Genomic DNA, 15,711 nt, shown 5'->3' with positions numbered 1-15,711 from the left:
AAACCGAGGGGTGTGGGAGGCCAATGAACATCCTGCTGATCGTCGGCATCGCCGTCGTGGCCGTGATCGTGATCTTCGGACTGCTCCGGATCCTGTACAGGGTGGCGGAGCCGAACGAAGCACTGATCGTGTCCGGCTGGGGGATCCGGGTCGAGCGCAGCGAAACCGCGGACAGCCTGGGCTTCAAGATCATCACCGGCCGCGGCGTGAACGTCATCCCGGGGTTCCAGACCGCCCGGCGGCTGTCCCTCGACACCCGGGGCGTCAACCTGCAGGTCTCCTGCGTGACCCGGCAGGGGCTGCCGGTCACCGTGCGGGCCGTGGTGATCTACAAGGTCGGCGACGACTTCTCGTCGATCGCCAACGCGGCCCGCCGGTTCCTGGACCAGCAGAAGGGCATGAACGACACGATCCACGAGCTCTTTTCCGGGCACCTGCGCTCGATCGTGGGCGGGCTGACCATCGAGGAGATGATCCACAACCGGGACGCGCTCACCGGCGAGGTGCGCCAGTCCTCGGCCACGGAGATGATCAAGCTGGGCCTGATCGTGGACTCCCTGCAGATCCAGGAGATCGACGACGAGTCGGGCTACATCCTCAACCTCGGCAAGCCGCACGCCGCCGCGATCGCCGCGTCGGCCCGCATCGCCGAGGCGCAGCGCGACCAGGAGGCCGCCGAGGTCGAGCAGATGTCCGCGGCGAAGAAGGCGGCCGCGGTCCGCGAAAGCCAGATCCAGCAGGCCGGCTACCAGGCCGAGGTCGACCAGGCGCGGGCGAAGATGTCCCAGTCGGGTCCGCTGGCCGAGGCGACCGCGCGCCAGGAGGTCGTCGTCCAGGAGACGCGGGCGGCCGAGCTGGAGGCGGCGCTCGCGGAGCAGCGGCTGCAGTCGCAGGTCCGCAAGCCGGCCGACGCGAAGGCGTACGACACGCGTACGGCGGCGGACGCGGCCCGTGACGCTTCGATCGCGAAGGCGCAGGCCGAGGCGAAGGAGACCGAGCTGCGGGCGGTGGCGGACGCGACCCGCGTCAAGACCGCGGCCGAGGCCGAAGCGCAGGCGACGAAGGCCCGTGCGGAGGCGGCGGCCGGCGCGACCCGGGCGACCGGTGAGGCGGAGGCGGCCGCGGCCAAGGCACGCGGTCTCGCCGACGCGGAAGCCGCGAAGGCGAAGGGTCTCGCCGAAGCCGAGTCGGCCCGGGCGAAGGGCCTGGCCGAGGCGGACGCCATCAAGGCGCGTGCCGCGGCGCTGGCGGAGAACCAGGAGGCGGTCGTCGCGCAGCAGCTGGCCGAGCGCTGGCCGGAGATCGTCGAGGCGGGCGCGAGCGCGTTCGGCAACATCGACCACATGGTCGTGCTCAACGGCGCCGACGGCATGTCCGACATGTTCGCCAAGGCGCTGTCGCTCGGCGGAACCGGTCTCGGCCTGGCCCGGCAGCTGATGGACGCCATGGGCAAGCCGGCCGAACCGGCGCTCGACGAGCCCGCCCGGCGCAACGGCGAACTCAAGTTGAGCGACTGACAGTTCACTCTGCGTGCGGCCCTTGTGTCCCGGATCACGGGAGGCAAGGGCCGTACGCCCGTTCGGGGGCGGCAATTCCCGGGCGGTTGTCCTACCGTGGGCGCATGGTGCCGGACAGCGTGTCGCGGGCCGTCCGATGAGCTTCTTCACCGGCGGTCCCCGCGAGCGTCCCCTGTTCCCCGTACCGGAGCAGGAGCTCTACGCGTTCAACGGACGACACTGGACCGATCCCCCGCGCGAGCACATCGTCCCGGCGGTGCTGCCGTGGGCGCAGCCGCTGGGCCGGTCCGAGCGCACGATCGTGGCGCTGCGGGCGGTCGAGGTCTGGCCGCAGGCGCTGACGCTGCGCATCACGGTGTTCTCCCGGGACAGCCTGGTCGACGACCCCACCGAGGGGCTGATCGACCACCGGCGCAAGCCCGACTACAACGGGCTGCTGATCGGCGTGCTCTACGCCGACGGCAGCCGGGCGAGCTCCGAGACGATCTCGGTGCCGTCCGCGTCCGAACCGGAGGACCCGGTGCTGCGGGCGCAGCCCGTCGGCGGCACGCGCTTCGCCGTCGAGCACGAAGTGTTCCTGTGGCCGCTCCCGCCGGCCGGTCCGCTGAAGCTGATCGTGCAGTGGACGGACCGGCAGATCGCCGAGACGCGCACGACGCTCGACGGCGGCGCGATCCGGGCCGCGGCGAAGGACGCCGCGGAGATCTGGCCGGGGCTCGGCAAGCGGCAGGTGAACGGCCTGCCGGTGCGCCGCGTCGGCAAGCAGGTGGCGCTCACCCCCGAATGGGGGACTTCGGTGGTGCGGGCGGAAGAGCCCGGGTCCACCCCCGCGGAGTAGCGGATTTCCTGATCTGTGACCCCGGGCACCGGCGACCGGGGTATCTCGAATGGACGAACGGGGTGGGTAGTTAGCGTCGTGGAAACACTTCGACCACCCGCCCGTCACGTCGGGCTGGTGCAGTGCTGTCACCGGGGCGCCGCCCCGGGCCGGGGGCTCCGCCACCCGGACCCCCGAAAGACGCAGTGCTGTCACCGGGGCGCCGCCCCGGGCCGGGGGCTCCGCCACCCGGATCCCCGAAAGACGGTGGTTCCTCCCTTCCGACGCACGTGGCCGTGCACACCCGCGAACCCGGAAAGGTCGCCCATGGCAGGCTCTCCGCTCAGCGCGCTCGACGTCGCTTTCCTCTGCCTGGAAAGCGAAACCTCCCCGATGCACATGGGGGCGGTGGTCACCTTCACCGCCCGTGGTCCGGTGGACCCCGCCGCGGTGACCGCGCTGCTGGCCGAACGCGCCGCCCGGCTGCCGAAGCTGCGCCAACGGGCCCGCGCGGAGCTGTTCCCCCCGGGGTCGGCCAGCTGGGCCGAAGACCCGAAGTTCGTTGCGGCGGAACACATCCACCACGTGACGCTGAGCTCCCTGTACGAGCCGGACCCCCTCGCGGCGTACGCGTCGCGGTGGATCGCCGAGCCGCTCGACACGTCCCGGCCGCTGTGGGACCTCACCCTCGTCACCGGGCTGCCGGACGGGAACTTCGCGCTGCTGCTGAAGCTGCACCACGCCCTCACCGACGGTGAGGGCGCGTACGCGGTCGCGGCCGGCCTGCTCGACGGCGTCAAGCTGCCGGACCCGACCCCGTCGCGGCCGATCCCGGCGCCGAGGTCCACTTTGGACACGGTGAAGGACACCCTCGGCACCGTCTGGGGCCAAGCGAACGAAGCCGCCGGTATCGCCTCGTCGGTGGTGCGGGCGACGCGGCCGACGCTGTCACCGGTGTCGGCACCGGCCTCGGCCGAGCGACGGCTCGGGTTCGTGCGGCTGCCCCTGTCCGAGCTGCGCCAGGTGCGCAAGGCCCACGGCGGCACCACCAACGACGTCGTGCTGGCGGTGCTTTCCGGCGCGCTGCGCGAATGGCTCGTGAACCGCGGCCACCGTGCCGACGGCCGCACGCTGCGCGCGCTGATCCCGGTGAGCGTCCGCGGCCGGGCCGGCGGCCAGGTGGGCGGCAACAAGCTGTCCGGGTACCTGTGCGACCTGCCGATCGGCGAGGACGACCCGGCCGAGCGGCTCCGGGTGGTCCGCCGGGCGATGACCCGCAACAAGGCGGCCGGCCCGAGCCGCGGCGCGGGCGCGCTGCCGCTGCTCGCCGGCCGCGTCCCGCCGCTGCTGCACCGGCTGGGCACCCGCGCCGCGGGCCAGGCGGCGCCGCTGCTGTTCGACCTGGTGATCACGACGGTGCCGGTCCCGCCGGCCCGGCTTTCGATCGACGGCGCGCCGCTGTCGGAGATGTACCCGTTCGTCCCGCTGGCCCCGCGCCACGCGGTCGGCATCGCGGTGGCGACGTACCGCGACTCGGTCCACATCGGACTGCAGGCCAACGGCGCGGCGGTGCCGGACGTGGGCTCCCTGCGCGACGCGGTCGTGAAGTCGATGGACCGCCTGCTCGACGCCTCCTGACCCAGCGGGGCGGGGTCAGCCGCGGAGCATCTCCGCGACCAGGAACGCCAGCTCCAGCGACTGCTGCGTGTTCAGCCGCGGGTCGCAGGCCGTCTCGTAGCGGCCCGACAGGTCGATGTCCGAGATCTCCTGGGCGCCGCCCAGGCACTCCGTGACGTCCTCGCCCGTGAGCTCCACGTGGATGCCGCCGGGGTAGGTGTTCAGCTGGTTGTGGACCTCGAAGAAGCCCTGGACCTCGTCGACGATCCGGTCGAAGTGGCGGGTCTTGTAGCCGGTCGACGACTCGTGCGTGTTGCCGTGCATCGGGTCGCACTGCCAGATGACCTTGTGCCCGGACGCCTCGACCCGCTCGACGATGCCCGGCAGCACCTCGCGGACGTTGCCGTTGCCCATCCGCGCGATCAGCGTCAGCCGGCCCGGCTCGAAGCGCGGGTCGAGCCGCTCGACGTACTCCACGGCCTGGTCGGGCGTGGTCGTCGGGCCGATCTTCAACCCGATCGGGTTGGCCAGCAGCTCGGCGAACGCGATGTGCGCGCCGTCCAGCTGCCGGGTCCGCTCGCCGATCCAGAGGAAGTGTGACGAGAGGTTGTACAGCTTCGGGTTCGTCGCGTCGGCGTTGTCCAGGCGCAGCATCGAACGCTCGTAGTCGAGCAGCAGCGCTTCGTGGCTGGCGAAGATCTCCGTGGACTGCAGCGACGTGTCGGTGACGCCGCACGCCGACATGAACCGCAGGCCGCGGTCGATCTCGTTGGCCAGCGCCTCGAAGCGCTGCGCCGCCGGCGACGCCGACACGAAGTCCTTGTTCCAGTCGTGCACCTGGTGCAGGTCGGCCATCCCGGCGCCGGTGAGGGCGCGGACGAGGTTCATCGCGGCGCCCGCGTTCGCGTAGGCGCGGATCATCCGGCCGGGGTCCGGCACCCGCAGCTCGGGCTTGGCGACGAGGGAGTTGATGATGTCGCCGCGGTACACCGGCAGGCCGAGGGCGTCCGTCGCGGCCGAGCGCGGCTTCGCGTACTGGCCGGCGATGCGCCCGACCTTGACCACCGGCAGGCTGGCGCCGTAGGTCAGCACGACCGCCATCTGCAGCAGCGTCCGCAGGTTGGCGCGGATGTGCGGCTCGGTGTTGGACTCGAACGTCTCCGCGCAGTCACCACCCTGCAGGAGGAAGGCCTCACCGCGGGCGACCATGGCCAGCCGGTCCTTCAGCCGGTCGATCTCCGGCGGGACGGTGATCGGCGGCACGCTCTCCAGCACCGCGCGGACCCGGCGGGTCGCGTCCGGGTCGGGCCACTCCGGCTGTTGCGCGGCCGGCCGGGCCAGCGCCTTGTCGAGCCGCGCGCGCAGCTCGGGCGGCAGCGGCGGCAGTTCGGGCAAGGTGTCGACAGGGACGTCCACAGTCCAGTTCACGAACACCAGGATAGGGTTCCCGCCCCGCCCCGCTTCGCCCGGTTCGCCCCCGAGCTGGCAGAGCGCCAGATGTGCCGGGGAGAAAACGCCGGTTCAGCCCGTCGAGCTGGGGACCCGCACCGAATGGCCGGACCGGGGTCCGCACGGCGGGAGAACCGGCTCCCGCCGCGCGGAGCTCACTCAGCAGGGACGCCCGGACGCGAACGTCGCCACCGCGTTCACGCGGGAGAACGCCGGCACCCGCAGCAGCGCGCCCGTGTACTTCTCGCCGGTGAACAGGCACCACGTGTCCTGGCTGCCGTTCTGTTCGGTGACCGCGGTGAACGGCGGCGCGATCGACGGCGTCGGCGCCGCCAGGCAAAGCGAAGTGGTGCCGAAGCCCACCAGGACGAGACTTTCCGGAATGCACGCCGTGGTCCGCGCGGACGCCGACGGCGCCGTCAGCAGCATCGTGGCCAGCGCGGACACGGCGAAGAACACCATTCTTTTCATGATTCTTTCCCCTCTTTTCCCCAGTGAGGGGAACAACCCCCTCACATTCCAGATTGGCAGGAAGTGTCCGCCACGGGGAAGACCCCGTCACGCAAATAGCGCAGCACCGCCGCGTTCCCGCAAGCGTTTTCCCGCGTGAAGACGCCGTGGCCGCCCGCGTCGACGGTCACCAGCCGCGCCCGGTTTCCGAACGCCGCTCGCGTTTCGCGCGCGCCGGACAGCGGGGTCGCCGGATCGCGCCGGTTCTGCACCAGCAGGACGTTCGCCGGGCCGGGGCCGCCGACGCGCGCCGGCGGTTCGCTGCGCTCGACGGGCCAGGACGCGCACGGGTTCACGTTCGCCGCGGCCGGGCCGAACATCGGGTGCCGCACCCGCTCGCGTTCGACCGCGCGCTGGTAGTAGCCGACCTGCTCGGGCCAGTCGGAGTCGTTGCAGATCACCTGGAGTTGCAGCGCCGCCCGGGTGTCGCCGTCGAGCGGCCCCGCCGCGGCGCGCGCGGTACCCGCCCACTCGGCGGCGAGGGCGGGGAAGGACGCGTCGTCGTAGAGCCCGTTCCACGTGTCCGAGCGGAACTCCGGGCCCCGCACGGCGGCCAGCTCGGCGAACTTCGCCGTCACCTCGGCCGGGGTCCGCCCCAGGTGGTAGCCGTCGTCGCGCGCGGCGGCCCAGGCGGCGAAGTCCGGGAACCGGTCGTCGAACCCCTCCGCGAAGCGCTGGTTGGCGCGGACGTCGAGGCCGCGCGGGCCGAGGACGCTGTCGAGCACGATCCGGTCGCCGCGGGCGGGGAACATCGACGCGTAGGCGGCGCCGAGGTAGCTGCCGTACGAGAAGCCGTAGTAGGAGATCTTCCGCTCCCCCAGCGCTTCCCGGATCCGGTCGAGGTCGCGCGCGGTGTTCGCGGTCGTCATGTGCGGCAGCAGGTCCGCCGTCGCCGCCTCGCCGCACTGTCTCGCGACGACACGCGCTTTCGCCGCGGTGGCGACGACGTCACGCGGGCTGTCCGCGTACGGGCCGAGCACGGCGCCACGCTGCTCGGGCGTCATGTCGCACGTCACCGGCGTGCTGTAGCCGGTGCCGCGCGGGTCGAAGCCGATGACGTCGTAGGCGTCCGGCAGGCCGGAGGCGCCCATCCGCTGCAGCAGCTGCGCGGGCATGGCTAGCCCGGGACTGCCCGGGCCGCCGGGGTTCATCAGCAGCACGCCGCGGCGCTGGCCCGGCACCCCGGCGTGCCGCGAAATCATCAGCTCGATGGTGCGCTCGGGGTGCGCGTAATCGAGCGGCACGCGCAGTTTCGCGCATTCGAGCCCGGCCGTGGGCGACGGCGACCTGCCGTAGTCCGGGCAGGGCGTCGTCCACTCGAGCCGCGGTGAGGCGTCCGCCGGCGGCGCGGCGAGCACGGGCAGGAAAGCCAGCGATATCAACGTTTTCCGCATGCCCCGAGCCTGGCCCGGCGGGAGCGCGTGGACGTCAGCCCGGGGGCCGGACCGGAAGGTCCTCCCCCGGGCTGACGGCGGTCACGCGGCTTGCGCGCGGTTGTACAGGTTCTGCGCGTCGGTGCCGAAGTACGGCCCGAACATGTAACCCGGCAGGAAGGTGTAGCCGAAGCTGTTCACCGAGGCCTGGACGCCGGAACCGGTGCCTTCGGTGAACGACAGGAACCACGGCCCGCCGCTCGAACCGCCGGTCATGGTGCAGTTCATGCCGTGGTCCTTGGTCAGCAGGAAGTCCGTGAACGTGCTGCCGCTGCAGTAGATCAGCTTCGTGCCGTCGTAGGGCGCCGCGGCCGGGTAGCCGAAGGTGTACATGCTCTGGTTCTTCGGCTGGTTGAAGGCGATCCCCTGCGCGCCGACGACGTCGGTCAGCCGCTGCCCGTCGAGCGGGTTCACGACAGCCATGCCGACGTCGTAGTTCATGTCCTCACCGGCTTCCCACTGCGGCGTGGTCAGCGTGGTCTTCGCCGCCCACTGGCCGTAGGGCGCGTTGCCGTTGTCGTAGCCGGGGACGAAGGTCCATTGCGTGTGCCAGGTGCCCTGGTACTTCACGCAGTGCCCGGCGGTGACGACGACGCTGCCGTTGGTGCTGGTGACGGCGTCACCGGAGCAGGACGCGTTCTGGCCGCCGAAGACGAAGAACACGCGCCCGGCGGTGTGCGTGACCTGGCCGCCGCCGGTCCACGCGCCCCCGCCGTTGGGAATGCTCCGGATGATCGCGCTCCGCCCGCGTTCCACGTCCTTCGGCGTGAACGCGGGGGCTTTGACGAGGTTGTCCATCGGGATGGCCGCCCGCATGGCGTCGGGCGTCCAGAAGGGTTTCGGCGCGGCCTGGGCGGGCACGCCGACCAGGGCGAACGCGAGGGAGAGGACCGCGGTGACGACCGCGGTCCGGAAAGTCGTGTGCTTCAAGGGGCCCACCTTCCGCCGAGGTGAATTGCCGCGAAACCGGCACAGTTACTCGAAAGTAGTTGTCCGTGCACGCAGAGCACAGCCGCTGTTCGGCCCAATGCGGCCCAAAGCCGTGAAGGCCACCTTCAGGAACTTTAAGTTCCTGAAGGTGGCCTTCACGGCTTTCCTGGAATCAGACGACGGCGAGCGGCAATGCCGTCGGGTGGACCGGGGCCGGCAGATCCGAAGCGCCGGTGAGGAACGCGTCGACCGCGTTGGCCACCGAACGGCCCTCCGCGATCGCCCACACCACCAGCGATGCCCCGCGGTGCGCGTCGCCGCAGACGAAGACCCCCGGGGATTCCGTCTGCCAGTCCGCGCCGCACGACAGCGTGCCGCGGCGGGTCAGGGACAGGCCGAGGCCGTCCAGCAGTGGCATCTCCTCCACGCCCTCGAAGCCGATCGCCAGCAGGACCAGGTCGGCCGGGAGCGTCTCGACCTCGTCGTTGACCGGGATGACCTCGCGGCGGCCGGTCGCCGGGTCCTTCTGGACGCGGACCTGCTGCAGCTCGACCGCCCTCACGCGGCCCTCTTCGTCGCCGACGAACCGCTTGACCGCGACGGCGAACTTCCGCTCGCCCGCCTCCTCGTGCGCCGGGTAGGTGCGCAGGATGTACGGCCAGGTCGGCCACGGCGAGCGCTCGTCGTCCCTTGTGGACGGTGGCGTCGGGTACTGGTCGAGCTGCGTCACGGAAAGCGCGCCCTGGCGGGTGGCGGTGCCGTAGGAGTCGGCGCCGGTGTCGCCGCCGCCGATGATCAGCACGTGCTTGCCGCGCGCGTCGACCGACGGCGGGCCGTCGCCTTCGACGAACTTGTTGGCCGGCACCAGGTGCTCCATCGCCAGGTGGACGCCGCTCAGCTCGCGGCCCGGTGTCGTCGTGTCGTCGCGGCCGCGCAGTGCGCCGACCGCGAGCACGACGGCGTCGTACTGCTCGCGCAGGTCCTCCACCGAAAGGTCGACGCCGACCTCGCAGCCGGTGACGAACTTGGTGCCCTCCTTGCGCAGCTGCGCGAGGCGCCGGTCGAGGACCTTCTTCTCCATCTTGAACTCGGGGATGCCGTAGCGCAGCAGGCCGCCGAGGCGGTCGTCGCGCTCGAACACCGTGACCTCGTGGCCGGCGCGGGTCAGCTGCTGAGCGGCGGCGAGCCCGGCCGGGCCGGAGCCGACCACGGCGACCCGCTGCCCACTGGCCACTTCGGACAGCTGCGGCTGGACGTAGCCCGCTTCCCACGACTGGTCGGCGATCGTCTGCTCGACGCGCTTGATCGCCACCGGGCCGCCGGAGGCCGGCGAGATGGACAGGACACAACCCGCCTCGCACGGCGCCGGGCACAGCTTCCCGGTGAACTCGGGGAAGTTGTTGGTGGCGTGCAGCCGGTCGCTCGCCGCGGCCCAGTCGCCGCGGCGGACCAGGTCGTTCCACTCCGGGATCAGGTTGCCGAGCGGGCAGCCGGAGCCGCCGGAGTGGCAGAACGGGATGCCGCAGTCCATGCAGCGCGTCGCCTGCTTGCGCACCTTTTCGTTGCGCTCGCCCGGGTCGACGTCCGCGTAGACCTCGCCCCACGAGGAAAGCCGCTCCTCGTAAGGCTTCTTCTTCGGCTCTTCGCGGTCGTATTTGAGAAAACCGGTCGGGTCAGCCACGAGCGGCCTCCATGATCGCCTCGTCGACGTCGCGACCGGCAGCCTTCGCCGCCTTCGCCGCGTCCAGGACCCGCTGGTAGTCCCGCGGCATCACCTTGGTGAACGCCACGGAGCGGCGCGGCCAGTCGCCGAGCAGCGACGCGGCCACCGCGGAGCGGGTGAGATCGTAGTGCTGGTGCACGGTTTTCTTCAGCCAGGCCAGGTCGTCCGCGGTCGGCTTGAGCAGGTCCACCATGTCCTGGTTGACCTTCTTGCGGTCGACGTCGAGCACGAACGCCATGCCGCCGGACATGCCGGCCGCCAGGTTGCGCCCGGTCGGGCCGAGCACCACCGCGCGGCCGCCGGTCATGTACTCGAAGGCGTGGTCGCCGACGCCCTCGGCGACGACGGTGGCGCCGGAGTTGCGAACGCAGAACCGTTCGCCGACCTGGCCGCGCAGGAAGATCTCGCCGGCCGTCGCGCCGTACGCGATCGTGTTGCCCGCGATCGTCTGCGCCTCGGCGGCGAAGGCGGCCGCCGGGTCGGGGCGGACGATGATCCGGCCGCCGGAAAGGCCCTTGCCGACGTAGTCGTTCGCGTCGCCGACCATGTCGAGGGTGAGGCCGCGCGGCAGGAACGCGCCGAGCGACTGCCCCGCGGATCCGGTGAGCAGCACGTGGATCGTGCCCTCGGGCAGGCCGTCACCGCCGTAGCGGCGGGTGATCTCCGACCCGAGCAGCGTGCCGACGGTCCGGTTGACGTTGCGCACCGGCAGTTCGAGCCGCACCGGGTGCGCGTCTTCCAGGGCCGCTTCGGCGAGCTGGATGAGCGTGCGGTCCAGGGCGTGCTCGAGGCCGTGGTCCTGGCCGCGGGTGCGCCGCTTCGCGCCGCCGTACGGCGTCGCGGTAGGCATCTCGAAGATCGGCGTCAGGTCCAAACCGGACGCCTTCCAGTGGTCGACGGCCTCGTCGGTGTCCAGCAGCTCGGCGTGGCCGATGGCCTCGTCGAGCGTCCGGAAGCCCAGCGCCGCCAGGGTTTCCCGGACTTCTTCGGCGACGAACTTGAAGAAGTTGACGACGTGCTCGACCTGGCCGGTGTAGCGCTTGCGCAGCTCGGGGCTCTGCGTGGCGACGCCGACCGGGCAGGTGTCGAGGTGGCAGACGCGCATCATGATGCAGCCCGCGACGACGAGGGGGGCCGTCGCGAAGCCGTACTCCTCGGCGCCGAGCAGCGCGGCGATGACGACGTCGCGCCCGGTCTTCATGGCGCCGTCCACCTGCACGGTGATCCGGTCGCGCAAACCGTTGAGCAGCAACGTCTGCTGGGTCTCGGCGAGGCCGATCTCCCACGGCGTGCCCGCGTGCTTGAGCGAGTTCATCGGCGACGCGCCGGTGCCGCCGTCGTGGCCGGAGATCAGCACGACGTCCGCGTGCGCCTTGGACACGCCGGCCGCGACCGTGCCGACACCGAGCGAGGACACCAGCTTCACGTGGATGCGGGCGTGCTCGTTGGCGTTCTTGAGGTCGTGGATCAGCTGGGCGAGGTCCTCGATGGAGTAGATGTCGTGGTGCGGCGGCGGGGAAATCAGGCCGACGCCCGGCGTGGAGTGCCGGGTCCGCGCGATCCACGGGTACACCTTGTTCGGCGGCAGCTGGCCGCCCTCGCCGGGCTTGGCGCCCTGCGCCATCTTGATCTGGATGTCGTCGGCGTTGACGAGGTACTCGCTCGTGACGCCGAACCGTCCACTCGCGACCTGCTTGATCGCACTGCGGCGCTCCGGGTCGTACAGCCGCTCGGGGTCCTCGCCGCCCTCACCCGTGTTGGACCGGCCGCCGAGCCGGTTCATCGCGATGGCCAGGGTTTCGTGCGCCTCGGCCGAGATCGAGCCGTACGACATCGCACCGGTGTTGAAGCGCTTGAAGATCGCTTCGGCGGGCTCGACCTCGTCGAGCGGGATCGGCTCGCGGAGGCCGTCGCGGAAGGCGAACAACCCGCGCAGCGTGCCGCCCTCGCGGTAGAGGCGGCGCACCTCGTCGGTGTACTTGCGGTACACCTCTTCGCGGCCGGTCTTGGACGCGTGCTGCAGCAGGAACACCGTCTCCGGCGTGAACAGGTGCAGCTCGCCCTCGCGGCGGTAGGCGTACTCGCCGCCGGTGTCGAGTCCACGGTGGACACGCTCGGTCGGGTTGTCCGGGTACGCGCGGCGATGCCGGACGGCGACCTCTTCGGCGAGCACCTCGAGGCCGACGCCGCCGAGCTTCGACGACGTCCCGGTGAAGTACTCGTCGAGCAGGTCCTGGGCCAGGCCGAGGGATTCGAAGACCTGGGCAGCGGTGTACGCGCCGACCGTCGAGATACCCATCTTGGACATGATCTTCAGGACGCCCTTGACGAGAGCCTGCACGTAGTTGCGGATCGCCTTGCGGGACTCGATGCCCGTCACGGCGCCCTGCCCGATCATGTCCTCGATGGTCTCGAAGGCCAGGTACGGGTTGACCGCGGCGGCACCGTAGCCGAGCAGCAGCGCGATGTGGTGCACCTCGCGCGCGTCGCCGGATTCGACGACCAGCGCGACGCGCAGGCGTTCCTTGGTGCGGACCAGGTGGTGGTGCACCGCGGAGACCAGCAGCAGCGACGGGATCGGCGCCATCCGGTGGTCGGAGTCGCGGTCGGACAGCACGAGCGTGCGCGCGCCGGCCGCGATCGCCTCGGACGCCTCGCGGCGGACCCGCTCGATCGCACTGGCCAGCGCCTCGGCGCCACCGTCCACTTCGTACAGTCCGGAAAGGACACTGCAGGCGAAGCCGGGGAGGTCGCCGTCGTCGTTGATGTGGATGAGCTTGGCGAGCTCGTCGTTGTCGATGACCGGGTACGGCAGCTTGAGGTGGCGGCAGGACGCCGGGCCGGGGGCCAGGAGGTTGCGCTCCGGCCCCATGATCCGCGCCATGCAGGTGACGAGCTCCTCGCGGATCGCGTCGAGCGGCGGGTTGGTCACCTGGGCGAAGTTCTGCTTGAAGTAGTCGTAGAGCAGCCGGGATCGTTGCGACAGCACCGCGGGCGGCGTGTCCGTGCCCATCGAGCCGATCGGCTCGGCGCCCTTCTCGGCCATCGGCGCGAGCAGGATCTTCAGCTCTTCTTCGGTGTAGCCGAAGGAAAGCTGGCGGCGCAGCACCGAGTCGTGGCTCTGCACGACGTGGTCGCGGTCGGGCAGCTCGGCGATCTTCAGCAGGCCCGCGTGCAGCCAGCCCTCGTACGGGAGGTCCTTGGCCAGCGCGGACTTGACCTCTTCGTCGTCGACGATCCGGCCGGCCTCGGTGTCGACCAGGAACATCTTGCCGGGCTTGAGCCGGCCTTTGGCGACGACGTCCTTCGGGGCGACGTCCAGCACGCCGGCCTCGCTGGCGAGCACGACGCGGTCGTCGGCCGTGCGCCACCAGCGCGCAGGGCGCAGGCCGTTGCGGTCAAGGACCGCGCCGACGAGCGTGCCGTCGGTGAAGGTGACGCACGCGGGGCCGTCCCACGGCTCCATGAGACTCGCGTGGAACTGGTAGAAAGCGCGGCGCTCGGGCTTCATGGTGGCGTGGTTCTCCCACGCCTCCGGGATCATCATCAGCACCGCGTGCGGCAGCGAGCGGCCACCGAGGTGCAGCAGTTCCAGGACCTCGTCGAAGGACGCCGAGTCGGACGCGTCCGGCGAGCAGATCGGGAACAGCCGGGACAGGTCTCCGTCGAGGACTTCCGACTCCAGCAGCGCCTCGCGGGCCCGCATGCGGTTGCGGTTGCCGCGGATGGTGTTGATCTCGCCGTTGTGGGCCACGAACCGGAACGGGTGCGCCAGCGGCCACGACGGGAACGTGTTGGTGGAGAAGCGGGAGTGCACCAGCGCGATGGCGCTTTCCAGCCGCTCGTCACGCAGGTCGGCGAAGAACGCGGGCAGCTGCTCCGGCGTCACCATTCCCTTGTAGACGATCGTCCGCGAGGACAGCGACGGGAAGTACGTGCCACAGCCGGAGTTCGCGCTTTCGTGCTCGACGCGCTTGCGCAGGCAGAAGGCCAGGCGGTCGAGCTCGATGCCGGCTTTTCCTTCCGCCGCCACGAAAAGCATGGCGAAGTGCGGCATGACCGAGCGGGCGGTCGGGCCGATGTCCGCGCGGTCGGCGTCCACCGGCACCTCGCGCCAGCCGAGGACCTCCAGGCCCTCTTCGACGGCGATGCGCCCGGCCAGCTCGACGGCCTTGCGGCGCTGCTCGGCGTCTTCGGGCAGGAACGCGATGCCGGCGGCGTAGGCGTGGTGGCCGCGCTCGTCGGGCTCGGGAAGCGCGAAGCCGGCTTCGGCGCGCAGCAGCTCGTCGGGCAGCTGCAGCAGGATGCCGGCGCCGTCGCCGCTGGTCGGTTCGGCGCCGGCGGCGCCGCGGTGGTCGAGGTTGGTCAACGCGGCCAAGCCGTCGGTGACGATTCCGTGGGAACGGCGCCCGCGGATGTCGGCCACCATGGCCACACCGCAGGAGTCCTGTTCGGTCTCCGGGTCGTAGAGACCCTGCTTGCCGGGAATGGCGGAGAAGATCATGAAGGGACCTCCTTCGTCGTCTTGTCGTGCGGGGCCGGACTACCGGCCGGGGAGCGCACGGGACGACGATGGCCCGCTTGTTAGCGCGACTTTAACACCTGGGAAACAGGCCAGCACCCGTTCAGAGCGCCCCGAGCGACGTCGGACGGTAACGATCTGGCTGCGCGGAACGACGTAGTTCCTGATGGGTTCCCGGTAGTTCGCTCTGCTAAGTATACGGCTGGGAAACTCCCGTCAAGCCTAACGTGACGGGACCGACGCGAGGCGCCGGAATTGTGTTGCCGGTCACTAGAACGTGTTACATTTTGCCGCATGATCCTCGATCGGTTCAAGCTCACCGACCAGGTCGCGGTGATCACCGGCGCCGGACGCGGGATCGGCGCGGCCACCGCCGTGGCCCTCGCCGAAGCGGGCGCCGACGTGGTCATCGCCTCCCGCACTTCCGAACAGCTCGCCGAAGTCGCCGCGCGCGTTTCGGCCGCGGGCCGGCGTGCTCACGCGGTGCCGGTGGACCTCTCCTCGCCGGAGGCCGCGGCGGCACTGGCGTCGACGGCGGTGGCGGAGTTCGGCCGGCTCGACCTGGTGGTCAACAACGTCGGCGGCACGTACCCGCGGCCCCTGCTGGAGTCTTCGGTGGACTTCATGGAGGAAGCGTTCCGTTTCAACGTGGCAACGGCCCACGCGCTGACGGTGGCGGCGGCGCCGTCGCTGGTGAAGACGGGCGGCTCGATCGTCAACATCTCATCGGTGATGGGCCGCCTGTCCGGCCGCGGCTTCGCGGCGTACGGAACGGCGAAGGCAGCGCTGGCCCACTACACGCGCCTGGCGGCGGCTGATCTGGCGCCACGCGTCCGGGTGAACGCGATCTCGGTGGGCTCGGTGGCGACGTCGGCGCTGGAGATCGTGGTGGGGAACCCGGAGCTGAAGGAGAAGATGGAGTCGGCGACGCCGTTGGGAAGGATCGGCGAGGCGGAGGATATCGCGGCGACGGTGGTGTTCCTGGCGTCGCGCGCCGGCGGGTACATCACCGGCAAGATCCTCGAGGTCGACGGCGGGTTGCAGACGCCCAACCTGGAGCTGGGCCTGCCCGACCTTTCTTGACCCAGGCCATTTCGAGCCCCGGAACTTGTCGGTGCCTCCCGGTAGCGTGGAAACCGGGGGCGGCGCCCGAAGCCCGGTGCTGTTGGCCGGTCGCCAGCGCCCCAATGTGG

10 protein-coding genes are annotated in these 15,711 nt (G+C 71.1%); 4 read left to right on the top strand and 6 right to left on the bottom strand.

Going from position 1 to position 15,711, the window contains the following annotated elements; translation table 11 throughout:
- The first annotated feature begins 23 nt into the window (after positions 1–23).
- The 3 genes from AB0N03_RS27890 to AB0N03_RS27880 all read left to right on the top strand — a co-directional run bounded on the left by AB0N03_RS27890 (position 24) and on the right by AB0N03_RS27880 (position 3,972).
- The gene (locus tag AB0N03_RS27890) at positions 24–1,517 is read left to right on the top strand and encodes an SPFH domain-containing protein (RefSeq protein WP_364377519.1); all 1,494 of its coding nucleotides are present in this window, start codon (positions 24–26) and stop codon (positions 1,515–1,517) included.
- Positions 1,518–1,653: 136 nt separating this feature from the next.
- The gene (locus AB0N03_RS27885; protein WP_364377518.1) at positions 1,654–2,355 is read left to right on the top strand and encodes a hypothetical protein; all 702 of its coding nucleotides are present in this window, start codon (positions 1,654–1,656) and stop codon (positions 2,353–2,355) included.
- A 306-nt stretch (positions 2,356–2,661) separates the two neighbouring features.
- Complete coding sequence (locus AB0N03_RS27880; protein ID WP_364377516.1) at positions 2,662–3,972, top strand: wax ester/triacylglycerol synthase family O-acyltransferase; 1,311 nt, start codon at positions 2,662–2,664, stop codon at positions 3,970–3,972.
- A 15-nt stretch (positions 3,973–3,987) separates the two neighbouring features.
- Here the strand turns inward: AB0N03_RS27880 and AB0N03_RS27875 are convergent, their stop codons facing one another.
- The 6 genes from AB0N03_RS27875 to gltB all read right to left on the bottom strand — a co-directional run bounded on the left by AB0N03_RS27875 (position 3,988) and on the right by gltB (position 14,500).
- The gene (locus AB0N03_RS27875; protein WP_364377514.1) at positions 3,988–5,379 is read right to left on the bottom strand and encodes a class II 3-deoxy-7-phosphoheptulonate synthase; all 1,392 of its coding nucleotides are present in this window, start codon (positions 5,377–5,379) and stop codon (positions 3,988–3,990) included.
- Between the two features lie 180 nt (positions 5,380–5,559).
- Positions 5,560–5,871 carry a hypothetical protein gene (locus AB0N03_RS27870; RefSeq protein ID WP_364377512.1) on the bottom strand — a complete coding sequence of 104 codons (312 nt, stop codon included), beginning with the start codon at positions 5,869–5,871 and terminating at the stop codon, positions 5,560–5,562.
- 41 nt (positions 5,872–5,912) lie between these two features.
- Positions 5,913–7,304: an alpha/beta hydrolase gene (locus AB0N03_RS27865; RefSeq protein ID WP_364377510.1), complete on the bottom strand. Its 1,392-nt coding sequence runs from the start codon at positions 7,302–7,304 to the stop codon at positions 5,913–5,915.
- An 81-nt stretch (positions 7,305–7,385) separates the two neighbouring features.
- Entirely contained in the window at positions 7,386–8,273 is an 888-nt protein-coding gene (locus tag AB0N03_RS27860; RefSeq protein WP_364377509.1) for a peptidase, read from the bottom strand.
- A 172-nt stretch (positions 8,274–8,445) separates the two neighbouring features.
- Positions 8,446–9,954: a glutamate synthase subunit beta gene (locus tag AB0N03_RS27855; RefSeq protein WP_364377507.1), complete on the bottom strand. Its 1,509-nt coding sequence runs from the start codon at positions 9,952–9,954 to the stop codon at positions 8,446–8,448.
- Positions 9,947–14,500, bottom strand: coding sequence for a glutamate synthase large subunit (gene gltB / locus AB0N03_RS27850; RefSeq protein WP_364377505.1), 4,554 nt, complete (start codon positions 14,498–14,500; stop codon positions 9,947–9,949). The genes AB0N03_RS27855 and gltB overlap by 8 nt, the downstream gene beginning before the upstream one ends.
- 312 nt (positions 14,501–14,812) lie before the next feature.
- Between gltB and AB0N03_RS27845 the strand changes: the two genes are divergently transcribed.
- Positions 14,813–15,601 carry an SDR family oxidoreductase gene (locus tag AB0N03_RS27845; protein ID WP_364377503.1) on the top strand — a complete coding sequence of 263 codons (789 nt, stop codon included), beginning with the start codon at positions 14,813–14,815 and terminating at the stop codon, positions 15,599–15,601.
- The last annotated feature ends 110 nt before the right edge of the window (positions 15,602–15,711 follow it).

Source organism: Amycolatopsis sp. NPDC051061 (assembly GCF_040682935.1).
Lineage (GTDB): Bacteria > Actinomycetota > Actinomycetes > Mycobacteriales > Pseudonocardiaceae > Amycolatopsis.
The sequence above is the reverse complement of the archived record's forward strand: the minus strand, read 5'-3'. Positions and strand labels throughout refer to the sequence as shown.

Excerpts from the sequence above, each read along its gene's own strand:
- AB0N03_RS27865 (WP_364377510.1), bottom strand. The coding sequence starts at position 7,304 with ATGCGGAAAACGTTGATATCGCTGGCTTTCCTGCCCGTGCTCGCCGCG.
- AB0N03_RS27880 (WP_364377516.1), top strand. The coding sequence starts at position 2,662 with ATGGCAGGCTCTCCGCTCAGCGCGCTCGACGTCGCTTTCCTCTGCCTG.
- AB0N03_RS27890 (WP_364377519.1), top strand. The coding sequence starts at position 24 with ATGAACATCCTGCTGATCGTCGGCATCGCCGTCGTGGCCGTGATCGTG.
- AB0N03_RS27845 (WP_364377503.1), top strand. The coding sequence starts at position 14,813 with ATGATCCTCGATCGGTTCAAGCTCACCGACCAGGTCGCGGTGATCACC.
- AB0N03_RS27885 (WP_364377518.1), top strand. The coding sequence starts at position 1,654 with ATGAGCTTCTTCACCGGCGGTCCCCGCGAGCGTCCCCTGTTCCCCGTA.
- gltB (WP_364377505.1), bottom strand. The coding sequence starts at position 14,500 with ATGATCTTCTCCGCCATTCCCGGCAAGCAGGGTCTCTACGACCCGGAG.
- AB0N03_RS27870 (WP_364377512.1), bottom strand. The coding sequence starts at position 5,871 with ATGAAAAGAATGGTGTTCTTCGCCGTGTCCGCGCTGGCCACGATGCTG.